Origin of the sequence: Halorussus gelatinilyticus, assembly GCF_023238445.1 — an archaeon.
In the GTDB taxonomy this organism is placed as follows: Archaea; Halobacteriota; Halobacteria; order Halobacteriales; family Haladaptataceae; genus Halorussus; species Halorussus gelatinilyticus.
This window is the reverse complement of the sequence record NZ_CP096658.1, coordinates 1,578,958-1,592,453: the sequence shown is the minus strand read 5'-3', so window position 1 is coordinate 1,592,453 and position 13,496 is coordinate 1,578,958. Positions and strand designations below refer to the sequence as shown.

Sequence of the window (13,496 nt, the reverse complement as noted above, 5' to 3'; positions counted from 1 at the left end):
TTCCGCCCTCCCGATTCGACGGAATTCTTTTGGGACCCACTACCATACTCCTGTCGTGAATCGGCGCGAACTCCTCGCCAGCGCGGGGGTCGCTTGCTTCGGCACGACTCGCTCCGAGGCCGGAACCGCCCGCGAAGCATCGTCCGAGGACTCCCGAGACCGCCGACCGGACACCTACCGGAACCCCGTCTACGACAGCATTTTCGCGGACCCCGACGTGCTCCACGCGGACGGCACGTACTACGCCTACGGCACCTACCACCCGTGGAAGCCCGGAGTCGGGCCCGACCGCGCGCTGGTCCCCGTCCTGAAGTCGCCGAACCTCGTGGACTGGGAGTTCGTCGGCCCGGCGTTCGCCGAGAGGCCCGACTGGTCGCGGTACCGCGGCCTCTGGGCACCCGGCGTCGGTTACCTCGACGGGCGGACCCTGCTCTACTACTCGGACGCCGAGTTCGGCGCGCGAAACGAGGGCGTCGGCGTCGCCACCGCGCCGGAGCCGACCGGTCCGTTCGAGTCGCGCGGCGGTCTCCTCCGGAGCGAGGGCATCGGCGTCCCGAACTCCATCGACCCGATGCTGTTCGTGCGCGGCGACGACGAACCGTATCTGTTCTGGGGGAGCAGGCGGGGCATCTACGGCGTCCGACTCGCCGAGGACGGTCTCTCGGTGGCGGGCGAGACGTTCCGCATCGCGGGCGACGGCGTGGAAGCGCCCTACGTCGTCTCCCGCGGCGGATTCTACTACGTCTTCGGCTCGCGGGGGACCTGCTGTCGCGGCGCGGAGAGCACCTACCACCTCGTCGTGGGCCGCGCCGAGCGACTGCGGGGACCGTACCGCAACCGCGACGGCGGCCGACTCACCGCCGAGGGAGTCACCGGGACGACGATTCTGGAGGGCGGCGACCGGTTCCTCGCGCCGGGCCACTGCGCGGTCGTCCGCGACGAGCGCGGCGGGTGGTGGCTGCTCTACCACGCCTACGTCCGGGAGAACCCGTGGGTCGCCGACACCCCGCGCCGGGTTCTCATGCTCGACCGGATTCGGTGGTGCGACGAGTGGCCCGTGGTCGGCGAGGACGGCACGCCGAGCGCGGTCGGGAGGGTGCCGCCGGTCAGGAAGGTGCCGCCGGTCGGCGAGTGACTACAGGCGCTTGCCGAGTGCGAGCAAGAAGACCGCCGCGAAACCGAGGAGTCCGAGCGCGAGCAGGACCAACAGGAGGTTCAGAAGGATGTCCCCGCCGACGACGTGCGCGAGTTGCACGACCAGCAACGCGCCGACCAGGAGGACGAGGCGGTCGAGTTTGGTTTCCAGTCCGGCGACTCGCTCGTCGAGGCGGTCCACCTTCGATTCGAGGCGGTCGCGGTCGTCGGTCATCGGACTCCCTCCCCGGAGAGCACTCCGACCACCGACCGGCCCCAGAGGTACGCGAATCCGAAGACGAAGACCGCGCCGCCGACCAACAGGAGGAAGAGAGCGTTCACGTTCAGCAGTTCCAGCAGTTCGACCGCGAGGAGCGCGACCAGCAGGAGGGCGATTCTGTCGAGGCGGGCGAGCAGTTCGGGGTCGGCCATGCCCGAGTGCTGGCAGAGGATTGCCATCAATCTGTGGGGTTCGCCGTGGGAGTCGCTCCCGAGCCTCCGAAACGCATAGGAAACCCGACACCGAACCGGTTGCCATGAGCGAGTCCGACGAGTTCGTCGTCCCGCCCGCGCTGGACCGCGGCGACAGAGTGGCGGTCGTCGCGCCCGGTTCCAACCGAGCGACCGACTACCCGCACGTCTACGAGTTGGGACTGAAGCGCCTCCGCGAGGTCTTCGACCTCGAACCGGTCGAGTTCCCCACCACGGCGAAGGACAGCGACTACCTCTACGACCACCCCGAGGAGCGCGCGCGGGACGTGATGGACGCGTTCGCCGACCCCGAAATCTCGGGCGTCGTCACCGTCATCGGCGGGTTCGACCAGATTCGAATCCTGAAGCATCTCGACCCCGAAGTCCTGCGGGAGAACCCGACCAGATTCTACGGCATCAGCGACAATACCAACCTCGCGTGCTACCTCTGGAACCTCGGTATCGTCTCGTTCTACGGCGGGACCGTGATGACCGACCTCGCCATGCAGGGGTCGATGTACGACTACACCGTCGAGCATCTGGAGACCGCGTTCTTCGCCGACGACCTCGACGCCTTCGGCGACCTCCGCCCCGCCGAGGAGTTCACCGACGAGAACCTCGACTGGGCGGACCCGGACAACCTCGACCGCCACCGCGAGACGGAGCCGAATCCGGGGTGGACGTTCCGCGGGCCGGAGACGACCGTCTCCGGCCGGACGTGGGGCGGGTGTGTCGGCACCCTCGACACCCAGTTGCGGGCCGGCCGGTACCTCCCCGCGCCCGAGGACTTGGACGGTCGAATCCTCCTGCTGGAGACCTCCGAGGAGATGCCCTCGGCGCTGGACGTTCGCCAGTTCCTCATCGGCATGGGCGAACGCGGCCTGCTCGAACGCTTCGCGGGCGTCCTCGTCGGTCGCGCGAAGGCCCGCAACCTCTTCGAGGACCCCGGCCCGGACGCTCGCGCCGAGTACCGCGAGGATCAGCGCGAGACCGTCGCGGACGTGGTGGCGGAGTACAACCCCGACGCGCCGGTCGTCTTCGACGTCGACTTCGGCCACACCGCGCCGAGCGTCCCGCTCCCGGTCGGCGGGCGCGTCGAAATCGACCCCGCGAGCGAGCGGATTTCGGTCGGCGAGTAGCGACGGACTCGCGTCAGCCGTCCAGATACTCGTTCAATCGCTCGAACTCGTCTCTCGTGAGAACGACTTCGGTGGAGACACCCTCGATGCGGCGAAAGTCGTCGTCCAGCGTCAACACCGTCTCGACTCCCTCCTTGATTGCGACGCGGGCGTAGTAGCCGTCCCAGCCCTCGACGTTCGCGTCGCCGGCGCACTGGAACCCTTCCCGAACGGTCTCCTCGCGCATCTCGTCGTACCAGTGGACGCGACTGGCGTCCATGAATCGCTGCATGAGGCCCGACGCGTCCTCGTTCGAGAATCCGTAGACCGACGTGAGAACGTGATGAGCGCCGACGAGCGACGGGTAGGGGACGACTGCGTCGATTTCTCCGCCGATAGCCTCCCGAACGTACGAGAGCGGTGTCTCGCTGACGGGCGTCCCCGCGTGAGCGAGCGCAGTGACGCCCACGTCGAACAGGTAGGGTCCGCCGCTCATCGCTCCTCGTTCGGCGTCCCGTCGTCCGCGTCGGTCGCGGTCTCGTCGGAAACGTCTTCTATCTCGTCTGAATCGCTGGCCTGCCGCCGAATCGTTTCGAGGTGGTCGCGGGCCTCTCCCTCTACGTCGTCGTAGTGCGGACGCTCCCGGCGAGAGGCCGCTTCCTCGATTCGGTTTTCGAGGTCGCAGATAATCTCGTCGGCACTCTCTTCGGGTTCGACGACCGCTCGGCCCTCCTCCTCGCGCACCGTAACTTCGGTTCCGGAGTCGAGACCCAGTCGCTCCCGGAGGTCCTTCGGGAGGACGATGCGGCCCTTCGAGTCGACTTTCGTCATACTCCCACTACTAGTGGGAATCCAATAAATGTTCCGCGAACATCAGTTTCATTCTCCGTCGTCGCCGTCAGATCGAACCGACGACCGCCTATCGCGGCTTACAAGACCGCTCGGTCCTCACCTTCGACTGTCTCACCGTGACCGATACCGACCGCGACCGAATCAGACTCGCGTCCGTCGTGTTCGCCGTCCTGCTCGCGCAGGTACTGCTCTACCCCGGCGTGCCCGACCTCGTGGCGGCGGTCGGCGCGACCACGGCGCTCGACGCGAGCATGTGGTTCCTCGCCGCGGAGTTCGCCGCGTTCGTCGCCTTCGCGGGCGTCTGGGGCGCGGCCAGCGACCGACTCGGCCGCCGGACGCCGCTGGTCGCCGCGGGCGCGCTCGGCGGGGCGGTCGGCTACTTCGCGCTCGCGGCCCTGCCCGGCGCGCTCTCGCTGTCGTTCGGCGAGGTGCTGGCGCTCCGGGCCGTGCAGGGCGCGACTACCATCGGCGCGTTCTCGCTGTCGATGACGATGCTGATGGACCTGGACGGCGGCCACGGCAAGAACATGGGCGCGGCGGGCATCGCCATCGGTCTCGGGACCGCCGTCGGCGCACCGCTCGGCGGGCAACTCTACGGCGTCGGCGCGCTGGTTCCCCTCTACGCCGCGGGGTGCTTACTGGTCGTCGCCGGACTGGTCGCGCTCTCGATACCCGACCGCGCGCCTGCCAGCGGCGGGCGCGCGGTCGGAGCGGACGGAACGGCCCCAGCGGACGGGGAAGCAGGCGGGGACGACGGCCACGTCCGGCGCGCGCTCGCCACGCTGACCGAGCGGCCGGTCCTCGGACTCCCCTACGTCTTCGGGTTCGTGGACCGCTTCACCGCGGGGTTCTTCGCGCTGGTCGGGACGGTCTACTTTCAGGAGGCGTTCCCGCTCGACGCCGCCGGAACCGGCATCATGCTCGGTCTCTTCTTCGCGCCGTTCGCGCTCCTCCAGTACCCCTTCGGCGTCCTCTCGGACCGCGTCGGCCGGACCGGTCCCATCGTCGCGGGGTCGGCGCTGTACGGCTTCGCCGTGGTCGGGGTCGGACTCGCGCCGACCGTGCCGACCGCGGCGGTCGGGATGGTCGTCGTCGGCGTCATCGGCGCGCTGATGTCACCGGCGACGATGGCGCTGGTCTCGGACCTCTCGCCGGCCGACGGCCGGGGAACCGCGATGGCGGGGTTCAACGCCTTCGGAAGCGTGGGTTTTCTCGCGGGCATCCTCGTCGGCGGGACCGTGGCCGACGAGTTCGGCTTCCTCGCGGCGTTCCTGACCGCTGGCGCGCTCGAAATCGCGGTCGCCGCGGTCTCGATTCCGACGTTTCTCCGCATCGACCCCGAGGGCGCGAGCGCGTTCGGCGGATAGACCGGTCGTCCCGGCGTCGAGAGAGGAGTTCCCTAGCTACTTCCCCTCGTCCGTCGTACCGGCGTGTATGGACGTTCTCCGCGAGGCGTGGGCGACGAATCGGACGAACCTTCTTCGCGCGGTCGCGGTGGCGGGACTGATTGCCGCCAGCGCCTCGCTCGGGTACGACTACTGGACGCATCACGGTCGCTCCGGAGCGATTCTCGCCATCGTCGGGGGCACACTCCTACTGACCGCAGTCGTCTGCGTTCCGGTCTCGCTTCGGCGACGCGCAGAGTGAGCGCGCCGAGCGGTCGGCGGCGACGGGCCGAGTACCGCAAAGAAAGCCCGGAGCTTGTCAAGGAAAGAAAATAATGTTCTTAACACAGGTGTAGATTGCTGGGGTCGCACGTCGAGTAGCGAAAACGGAGACTCGGACTGTTTACCGTAGAATCTCGCGCGCCGCCTCGACGCCCGCGTCGGCGTCCACGTCCTCGCCGGTCTCCTCGAACGCCTCGCCGATGGTGCGGACTCCGCGCAGAATCTGCTCGCTCGACAGGCCGCCCATGTTGCTCACACGGAATATTTCGCCGCCGAGGTGTGCCTGTCCGCCCGAGATGGAGACGCCGCGGGCCTCGATAGCGTCGAAGAAGGCCTCGGGGTCCTCGCGGGTGTGGGCCGGGAGCGACACCGCGGTCAGAGTGTTGGAGTACTCCGTCGCGTCGTTGCGCTCGGCGAAGAGGTCGAGTCCCATCGCGGTGAACGCCTCGCGGAACGCCCGCGACTGCTCGCGGTGGCGCTCGATTCGCTCGCCCATTCCCTCCTCGACGATGTCCTCGACTGCGACCGCGAGACCGCGGAACAGCGGCACCGCGCTCGTGAACGGCGTCTGGTGGGAATCGGCCTTCCGGAGGTGCCAGTCGAGGTCCTCGTAGAACGGCGCGGCGTCGCCGTCGAACGCCTCCTGCGCGCGCTCCGTGGCGTACATCGCGGAGGTGCCCGGCGGCGCGGCCAGACACTTCTGGGCGTCGGTGACGGCCACGTCCACGTTCCAGTCGTCGATGCGGAACGCGTCGCCGCCGATAGAGGTCACGCCGTCCACGACGAAGCGGGCGTCGTGTTCCGCCGCGATTTCGCCGACCTCCTCGACCGGGTTCAGCAGGCCCGTGCTGGTCTCGTTGTGGACCATCGTCACGACGTCGGTGTCGTCGTCCACCGTCTCCCGAACCTCGTCGAGGTCGAGCGAGTGGCCCCACGTCGCTTCCACGGGGTCCACCGAGGCGTACCGGTCGGCGATTCGCTTGAATCGCCGCCCGAACTTGCCGTTCACGAGCGGGACGACCTTGCCGTCGTCGCCGCGTCCGCTGAGCGTGCCGACGAGGTTCGCCACCGCGGCCTCCATCGCCATCGTCGCCGTGCCGTTGAAGACGAGACTCGTCCCGTCGCTCGCGGTCGTCTCGCCGTCGAGCGTCGATTGGGTGAACACGTGGTCGAGCGCGTCCTGCGCTCGCTCGTAGACGGCCTCGAACTCGGCGGAGCGGTGCGAGACCATGGGTTCGCTCATCGCCTGTCGTACCTCGCGGGTCACGGGAACCGGCCCCGGATTCAGGAGGAGAAAGTCCTCGCGCATGTGTCCAACCTCGCACGGATTCGGCTTAAGTACGCGGGGTCTTCGCAATTCCCGCCAACTCCGCAGGCGACGGTTGACTCGGGCCGCGACGCCGCAGGACGGACGTGACGACCATCGGCCACAGCCGTCATCATGCGTCCCGTAGTACCACGGTTGTCATGACAGAGTTCAGCGACAGCGACGAGGGCAAACCCGTCGTGATGGGCGACGTTAAAGTCGGACTGATTACCGAGGTCGAACGCGGTACCGCCTACGTGGACCCCGACGTCAGTATCACGGACAAGCTCAAGGCCACGCTGGACTGGGGCGACCGCGACGACGACACCTTCCCGCTTCGGGAGGAACAGGTGGACGAAATCACCGACGACGAGGTCCGACTTCGCAGCTAACGGTACCGGTCGGACGACGGACGGTCACGAGCGACCGGGGACACCCGTTCGTCGCGACCCGTTCGACCGTTTCGGACCTGCTCGACTGTCCAGACCCGCTCGGCTACTCCGCGACCTGCTCGGTCACGCTATCGAGGTGGTCCAACCCGACGATCGCGACCGTCTCGCCCTCGTCACGGAGTGCCGACAGTTTCTCGGCCATACACTCCTCGCGGGTCTCGTCGCGGAGGCGAACCGGCCGCGGGGGGTCGAACGCCCGCAGGAGCGACTGTGAGCGCCGGGCCTGCGCTCGCTCGTCGTCGGCCTGCACCGCGGGCGGGTCCGACCAGTCGCAGTCGTGGGCCACCGGGTCGTCCACCTCGACCCGGAGCGCGGTCCGGTCGGCGACTGCCGCCGCGACACGGCACGTCAGCGCGTGGCGAGTGACGGACGTGACGCCCGCGGCGACCCGCCGGAGCGTCCCGAGCGACGCGCCGGCCGACCGGCAGTTCCGGGCGAGGCGCGCGAAGAAGTCGGCCGTCGGGCCGTCGATGCCTACCACGTCGGCGTCGCACTCGTGGGCGGCCTGCGCCGCGGCGCTCATCTCGCCGCCGAACGTCGGCGGGGTCCGGGACTCGCGGGCGTAGGTCTCGTAGAGGGGCACCGCCAGCGGCGGCGATTCGAGCGCGACGACCGCGGGGTCGCGCTCGCGGACGACTTCGCGGGCCCGATGGACGCTCGCGGGGTGGTCGTGGACGACGCCGACCAACGTCACGCCCTCGTCGGGGAGTCTCCGGACGTACTCGTCGTTCATCCGGGGGTCGTCCGCGGCGGATTCGACCGCCGGTTCGGAGGGACGCTCGTCGTTGGCGTCGCGGGTGCGTTCGTCGTTCGATTCGTGGGGGTGGTCGTCGTTCGATTCGGGGGAGTCGTTCGGGGAGGGCATCGACTTTGCGAGGTGGTATCACCAACCCCTCATAGTCCTTCGGATTCGGTCGCGGGGAGGCGTTCGGTTCGCGAACCGTTTCGGAGTCGCCGACGGGACCGACGTTACCGTGTGACGCGTCTGCCGAGGCGACTGGATTTTTACCGGAGAGGCGACAACCCCCGGTAATGGCGAGCGCGCGAACCGACGAGAACCCCTACGTCGAGGAGCCGGAGACCGACTTCCGGCCGGTCGAGGAGTTGAGCGAGGACGAGGCCGGCGAACAGGCCGAACAGTTGCGGGAGGCGATTCGCTTCCACGACTACCGCTACTACGTCGAGAACGACCCCGTCGTCGCCGACCGGACGTACGACGCCCTGTTCACCCGGTTGCAGGACCTCGAGGACGCGTTCGGTCTCCGGACCGACGACAGTCCGACCCGGCGGGTCGGCGGGGAACCGCTGGACGAACTCGGCACCGTCGAACACGTCGCGCCGATGCTCTCCATCGATTCGAGCGGCGAGGCCGAGGACGTGCGGGAGTTCGACGAGCGCGTCCGGCGCGAAAGCGGGACCGAGCGGGGCGACGACCTGCGTTACGTCTGCGAACCCAAATTCGACGGCCTCTCGGTCGAAGTCGTCTACGAGGACGGCGAGTACGTTCAAGCGGCGACGCGGGGCGACGGCTACACCGGCGAGGACGTGACCGAGAACGTCCGGACCATCGCCAGCGTGCCCCACCGACTCCGGGGGGACTACCCCGACTATCTCGTCCTCCGGGGCGAGGTCCACATCCCCGAGGCGGCCTTCCGGAAACTCAACCGCGAGCGCGTCGAGCGCGGCGAGGACCCCTTCGCCAACCCCCGGAACGCCGCGGCGGGCACCCTCCGACAGTTGGACCCGTCCGTCACCGCCGGGCGACCGCTCGACTGCTTCTTCTTCGACGTGCTCGACTCCAGTTACGAGTTCGAGACCCACTGGGAACAGCACGAGACCCTGCCCGAGTGGGGCCTGAAGGTCAACGACCGGTCGGAGCGAACCGACGACATCGAGGACGCCATCGACTACCGCGACCGCCTGATGGCCGACCGCCCCGACCTCGACTACGAAATCGACGGCGTTGTCATCGAGGTGGACGACCTCTCTACCTGCGCCGAGTTGGGGACCACCGAGCGCCACTACCGGTGGGCCTTTGCGTACAAGTTCCCCGCGCGCTCGGAGGTCACCGAAATCACGGACGTGACGGTACAGGTCGGGCGGACCGGGCGACTCACGCCCGTCGCGCTCCTCGAACCGGTGGACGTGGGCGGCGTCACCGTCTCGCGCGCCAGCCTCCACAACCCCGAGGAAATCGCCGAGATGAACGTCAATCTGGGCGACGAGGTGGACGTCGAGCGCGCGGGCGACGTGATTCCCTACGTCGCCGAGGTGGTCGCCAAGCACTCGGAGGGCCACTACGAGTTCCCCGACCACTGCCCGGTCTGCGACAGCGCGGTGGAGTTCGACGGCCCGATGGCCTACTGCACCGGCGGACTGGCCTGCGTCGCGCAACTCCGGCGCGCGGTCGAGTACTACGCCAGCGACGACGGGTTGGACATCGAGGGACTGGGCGGCGAGCGCGTCGACCAACTCGTCGACGCCGGGCTAATCGAGGACAGTCTGGCCGACCTCTACCGCATCGAGGAGGACGACCTCGTCGCCCTCGAAGGCTGGGGCGAGACCAGCGCCGAGAACCTGCTCGCGGAACTGGAGGCCTCGACGCACCCGCGACTCCGGGACTTCCTCTCGGCCATCGGCATCCCGAAGGTCGGTCCGGCGACCGCGACCGACCTCGCCCGCGAGTTCGGCGACCTCGACGCGATCCGGACCGCGACCCGCGAGGAGTTGGAGTCGGTCGAGGGAATCGGCCCGACGGTCGCCGACCAGATCGCGGAGTTCTTCGCGTCCGAGCAGAACGAGCACGTCATCGACGACCTGCTCGAAGCCATCGGGCCGCTGGAGACCCCGAGAGCGACCGAGACCGGCGACGAGTTGGCGGGCCTGACGTTCGTCTTCACGGGGTCGCTCGACGGCTACACCCGGAGCGACGCTCAGGAGTTGGTCGAGGACCACGGCGCGAGCGCCACGAGCAGCGTCTCTGGCAACACCGACTACCTCGTCGCGGGCGACAGTCCGGGGCAGTCGAAACTGGACGACGCCGACGACGAGGGCGTGCCGGTGCTGGACGGGCGGGAGGCGTTCGAGGAAAATCTTCGGGAAAAGGGCGTCGAGCCGTAGTTCAGAGGTCGTCGTTCGAGAACTTCCGCAGGCCGACCGCGACCGGGACGAACAGCCACGCGAGGAAGTAGGCGACGACGAAGGGGTCCGAGAGGTAGATGGGTAGCGAGTCGCCGAACGCCTGCGCGACGGCCTTGCGCTTGAAGATGCCGAACATGTAGATTCGGGACTGGAGCGCCGAATCCATCAGGACGGTGTCCACCAGCGTCTTGTAGGCCTGCGTCGGGTTCAGGAGTTTGAGGAACAGCACGGTCTGGTAACGCGCCGCCTCGCTGATGCCGACGTACTTGACCAGCGCGTTCACGACCTGATTCGCGAAGGAGTTCCAGAGGACGACGAACCAGATGAACAGCGCGATGGCGGCGACCATCGCGCGCTGGCCGGTGCTGGCGGCGGCCGAGACGCCGACCGAGAGGCCGACGAACACGAGACCGAGGACCGCAGTGAGCGCCGCGAACAGCAGCAAGTTCACGAGTTTCAGCGACAGCGACGTGAACAGCAACACCAGGAACGCGACCGCGAACCCGACCGCGATGGGGAGGGCGATGACGCCCGAGCGGCCGAGGACTTTCCCGAACACCACGTCGTCGCGCGAGTGGGGGAGCGACAGCAGGAGCTTCAGCGACCCGGACTCGCGCTCCTGCGTTATCGAGGTGTATCCGATGACGATGGCGATAAGCGGAATCAGAATCGACGTGCCCTGTTTCATCAGGAACACGAACATGTCGGTCGTCCCGGACTGGCCTTGCTGGGGCGTCGCACCCATTTCGAGGTAGAACAGCAGTATCGGCGGCAGTGCGAACACCGCGACGAACAGGAGCGACAGCGCCCACAGCCACTTCGAGCGCACCGCGTCCCGGAAGTCCTTCCGGGCGACGGCCTGCCACGTCATGCTTCGACCTCCTGCTTGTCGGTGGTGTAGTCCATGAACAGTTCTTCGAGCGAGGCTTCCTCGGTCTCGAAGTCCCGCACGTCTACGCCCGCCTCCTCCAGCGTCGAGAGGACGGTCGTCTTCACGTCGCTCTGGCAGGAGACGGTCAAGCGGTCGCCGCCCTCGTTCGCTTCGACCTCCGACACGCCGTCGAGGTCGCGCACGTCCGCGAGGGCGTCCTCGGGAACGTCACCGACCGTGATTCGGAGGACGGTGTCGGCGCTGGTCGCCTCGCGCAGGCCCTCGATGGAGTCCTCGGCCACGAGTTGTCCGTCCCGGAGGATGCCAACGCGGTCGCAGACCGCCTCGACCTGACCGAGGATGTGCGACGAGAAGAAGACGGTCGCGCCCCGGTCGGCCTCCTCGCGGACGATGTCACGCATCTGGCGGGCACCCTGCGGGTCGAGTCCCGTGGAGGGTTCGTCGAGGACGAGCAGGTCGGGGTCGCCGACCAGCGCCATCCCGAGGACGAGGCGTTGGGCCATCCCCTTCGAGTAGCCGCCGGCCTTCCGGTCGCCGTCGCCGTCGAGTCCGACGCGTTCCAAGATGGCGTCGACATTGTCGTCGGCGTCCTTCGACTCGATTGCGAATTCGAGGTGCTGGCGGCCGGTCAGTCGGTCGTACACCGAGAACCCCTCGGGGAGGACGCCGAGATGTTCCCGGACCGCGACGCTCTCGTCGTGGACGTCGCGGCCGAGGACCGTAATCTCCCCGTCGGTCGGGCGCACGAAGTCCAACAGCATATTGATGGTCGTGGACTTGCCCGCGCCGTTCGGCCCGAGGAAGCCGAACACCTCGCCCTCTTCGACTTCGAAGGAGAGGTCGCGGACGGCGACGACGTCGCCGTACCGTTTCGTTACTCCGTCAATTTCGATGGCGGCCATGGGCGGGGGTTTTGCGCTCCCCTACGTAAACCCTTGTCTTATCGTGTCGTCCGATTTGGAAAACGCTCGCGAGCGACCGTGCGAAAAATACCCGAACGTAGCCGGACGATATTTATTAGAATCTTTTTTACGTTAAAAACTATCACGTCGAGACGTGGCACGAAAGCAGTTCCTTTCGATACTGATGGTAGTAGCGCTCGTCGGGAGTCTGACCGTCGCGGGAAGCGCGGCGGTCGTCCCGACGACCGAGGACGTATCGACGAGTAGCATCAGCGGTTCGGTGACCGTGACGGTCACGAGCGCGGCGGACGGCGACACCGTGGACGTCCGGTACCAGAACGGTTCGACCGACACCGTCCGACTGCTCGGCGTGGACACGCCCGAGGTCAACGTCGAGAACACGCCCGGCGAGTTCGAGGGCGTCCCGAACACCCAAGCGGGCAAGGACTGCCTCCGGAGCGCCGGGAAGAACGCCAGCCAGTTCACGAAGGACACCATCGTCGGCGAGACGGTCACGCTGAAGTTCGACAGCAAGTCCGACCGGCGCGGCGACTACGGTCGCCTGCTGGCGTACGTCTACGTGAACGGCGAGAACTTCAACCTCGACCTCGTCGAGAAGGGTCACGCCCGCGTCTACGATAGCTCGTTCAGTCAGCGACAGACGTTCTACAGCGCCGAGAACGAGTCACAGGCCAACCTGCGGGGCCTCTGGCACTGCCGGACCGTCGACGACGGCGGTAGCGGCGGCGACGACGGGAGCGATAGCGGCACTGCCTCGGTCGAGTGGGTCTACGCCGAAGCCAGCAGCACGAACGACGAGCGCGTCCAGATCAAGAACACCGGGAGCGGCGAGCTCGACCTGTCGGGCTACGCGCTCGAAGACGAGGCAGGCCACACCTACACCTTCCCCGACGGCTTCACCCTCGCGTCGGGCGAATCGGTCTGGGTCCACTCCGGGAGCGGCACCGACGACTCGGACGACCTCTACGCCGCGTTCGGCCACGAAATCTGGAACGACTACGGCGACACGGCGTACCTCTACGACGAGAGCGGTAGCGAAGTGGACCGTCGGTCGTACTGAGGCCGACCCGCTTTTGCGGTCCTTTTTCTGACGGAGAGTAGAAGAGTCGCCGACGGCTCAGACCGCGTCGTCCGGGTCGCGTTCGTCGGCCATCCGCGTCGCCTCGCCGGCGTACTGCTCGCGGGTCTCGTCGTCCTCCACGTCGTCCAGCGAGTCGGGGTCGGCCTCGACGGCCGCGGTCACGTCCACGAGGTTGAGCATGTTCATCGACCGCTGTTTCTGGAGATAGCGTTCGCCGTCGGTGGTGGCGTACACCAGCGAGACGAGTCCCTTGTCGGTGTAGGTCCGTTCGACCAGCCAGAGTCGCTCGTCGTCCATGTCGGCACCTCTCCCGGGAGCGAGTTGAAACCTCCGGGTCCTCGGTGGCCGGCGTCAACGTCCACCATACCGCACGCCAGTAGCGTTAAGACGCAAAGCGGCGTATCGGCATTCAAATGATGGACCACGGGTGGCAGGACAGTTGGGGACCCGGAGGGCGAC

General features: G+C 67.7%; 16 protein-coding genes. 7 read left to right on the top strand and 9 right to left on the bottom strand.

Features of this window, described 5'->3' with window-relative positions; genetic code table 11:
* The first annotated feature begins 55 nt into the window (after nucleotides 1-55).
* Nucleotides 56-1,135: a family 43 glycosylhydrolase gene (locus tag M0R88_RS08270; protein ID WP_248656464.1), complete on the top strand. Its 1,080-nt coding sequence runs from the start codon at nucleotides 56-58 to the stop codon at nucleotides 1,133-1,135.
* On the opposite strand, the gene M0R88_RS08265 is transcribed toward M0R88_RS08270, so the two are convergent.
* Together M0R88_RS08265 and M0R88_RS08260 are read right to left on the bottom strand one after the other, a co-directional pair.
* Nucleotides 1,136-1,369 (bottom strand): hypothetical protein, encoded by a 234-nt coding sequence (locus tag M0R88_RS08265; protein ID WP_248656463.1) that lies wholly within the window; start codon nucleotides 1,367-1,369, stop codon nucleotides 1,136-1,138.
* A complete protein-coding gene (locus M0R88_RS08260) occupies nucleotides 1,366-1,566 on the bottom strand; it encodes a hypothetical protein (protein WP_248656462.1) in 201 nt (66 codons plus the stop codon). Before M0R88_RS08260 ends, M0R88_RS08265 begins: the two co-directional genes overlap by 4 nt.
* 104 nt (nucleotides 1,567-1,670) lie before the next feature.
* Here M0R88_RS08260 and M0R88_RS08255 point away from each other — a divergent pair, with 104 nt between their 5' ends.
* Entirely contained in the window at nucleotides 1,671-2,744 is a 1,074-nt protein-coding gene (locus tag M0R88_RS08255) for a S66 family peptidase (RefSeq protein ID WP_248656461.1), read from the top strand.
* A 13-nt stretch (nucleotides 2,745-2,757) separates the two neighbouring features.
* On the opposite strand, the gene M0R88_RS08250 is transcribed toward M0R88_RS08255, so the two are convergent.
* A complete protein-coding gene (locus M0R88_RS08250) occupies nucleotides 2,758-3,219 on the bottom strand; it encodes a type II toxin-antitoxin system VapC family toxin (RefSeq protein ID WP_248656460.1) in 462 nt (153 codons plus the stop codon).
* Nucleotides 3,216-3,554 (bottom strand): AbrB/MazE/SpoVT family DNA-binding domain-containing protein, encoded by a 339-nt coding sequence (locus tag M0R88_RS08245; RefSeq protein WP_248656459.1) that lies wholly within the window; start codon nucleotides 3,552-3,554, stop codon nucleotides 3,216-3,218. Before M0R88_RS08245 ends, M0R88_RS08250 begins: the two co-directional genes overlap by 4 nt.
* Nucleotides 3,555-3,691: 137 nt before the next feature.
* On the opposite strand from M0R88_RS08245, the gene M0R88_RS08240 reads away from it, so the two are divergent.
* Entirely contained in the window at nucleotides 3,692-4,942 is a 1,251-nt protein-coding gene (locus M0R88_RS08240; RefSeq protein ID WP_248656458.1) for an MFS transporter, read from the top strand.
* A gap of 67 nt (nucleotides 4,943-5,009) precedes the next feature.
* Complete coding sequence (locus tag M0R88_RS08235; protein WP_248656457.1) at nucleotides 5,010-5,222, top strand: hypothetical protein; 213 nt, start codon at nucleotides 5,010-5,012, stop codon at nucleotides 5,220-5,222.
* A 141-nt stretch (nucleotides 5,223-5,363) separates the two neighbouring features.
* Here the strand turns inward: M0R88_RS08235 and M0R88_RS08230 are convergent, their stop codons facing one another.
* A complete protein-coding gene (locus M0R88_RS08230) occupies nucleotides 5,364-6,551 on the bottom strand; it encodes a pyridoxal-phosphate-dependent aminotransferase family protein (RefSeq protein WP_248656456.1) in 1,188 nt (395 codons plus the stop codon).
* A gap of 158 nt (nucleotides 6,552-6,709) precedes the next feature.
* Here M0R88_RS08230 and M0R88_RS08225 point away from each other — a divergent pair, with 158 nt between their 5' ends.
* Nucleotides 6,710-6,940 (top strand): DUF8593 domain-containing protein, encoded by a 231-nt coding sequence (locus M0R88_RS08225; RefSeq protein ID WP_248656455.1) that lies wholly within the window; start codon nucleotides 6,710-6,712, stop codon nucleotides 6,938-6,940.
* A 103-nt stretch (nucleotides 6,941-7,043) separates the two neighbouring features.
* Here the strand turns inward: M0R88_RS08225 and M0R88_RS08220 are convergent, their stop codons facing one another.
* Nucleotides 7,044-7,865: a hypothetical protein gene (locus tag M0R88_RS08220; protein ID WP_248656454.1), complete on the bottom strand. Its 822-nt coding sequence runs from the start codon at nucleotides 7,863-7,865 to the stop codon at nucleotides 7,044-7,046.
* A 167-nt stretch (nucleotides 7,866-8,032) separates the two neighbouring features.
* On the opposite strand from M0R88_RS08220, the gene ligA reads away from it, so the two are divergent.
* On the top strand, nucleotides 8,033-10,120 hold the full coding sequence (gene ligA / locus M0R88_RS08215) for an NAD-dependent DNA ligase LigA (protein WP_248656453.1): 2,088 nt from the start codon (nucleotides 8,033-8,035) through the stop codon (nucleotides 10,118-10,120).
* Nucleotide 10,121: 1 nt separating this feature from the next.
* Here the strand turns inward: ligA and M0R88_RS08210 are convergent, their stop codons facing one another.
* Nucleotides 10,122-11,012 (bottom strand): ABC transporter permease subunit, encoded by an 891-nt coding sequence (locus M0R88_RS08210; RefSeq protein ID WP_248656452.1) that lies wholly within the window; start codon nucleotides 11,010-11,012, stop codon nucleotides 10,122-10,124.
* Nucleotides 11,009-11,935 (bottom strand): ABC transporter ATP-binding protein, encoded by a 927-nt coding sequence (locus tag M0R88_RS08205; RefSeq protein ID WP_248656451.1) that lies wholly within the window; start codon nucleotides 11,933-11,935, stop codon nucleotides 11,009-11,011. The genes M0R88_RS08210 and M0R88_RS08205 overlap by 4 nt, the downstream gene beginning before the upstream one ends.
* Nucleotides 11,936-12,089: 154 nt before the next feature.
* Between M0R88_RS08205 and M0R88_RS08200 the strand changes: the two genes are divergently transcribed.
* Nucleotides 12,090-13,016 (top strand): lamin tail domain-containing protein, encoded by a 927-nt coding sequence (locus M0R88_RS08200; RefSeq protein ID WP_248656450.1) that lies wholly within the window; start codon nucleotides 12,090-12,092, stop codon nucleotides 13,014-13,016.
* A 57-nt stretch (nucleotides 13,017-13,073) separates the two neighbouring features.
* On the opposite strand, the gene M0R88_RS08195 is transcribed toward M0R88_RS08200, so the two are convergent.
* Nucleotides 13,074-13,334, bottom strand: coding sequence for a DUF7967 family protein (locus M0R88_RS08195; protein WP_248656449.1), 261 nt, complete (start codon nucleotides 13,332-13,334; stop codon nucleotides 13,074-13,076).
* Between the last annotated feature and the right edge of the window lie 162 nt (nucleotides 13,335-13,496).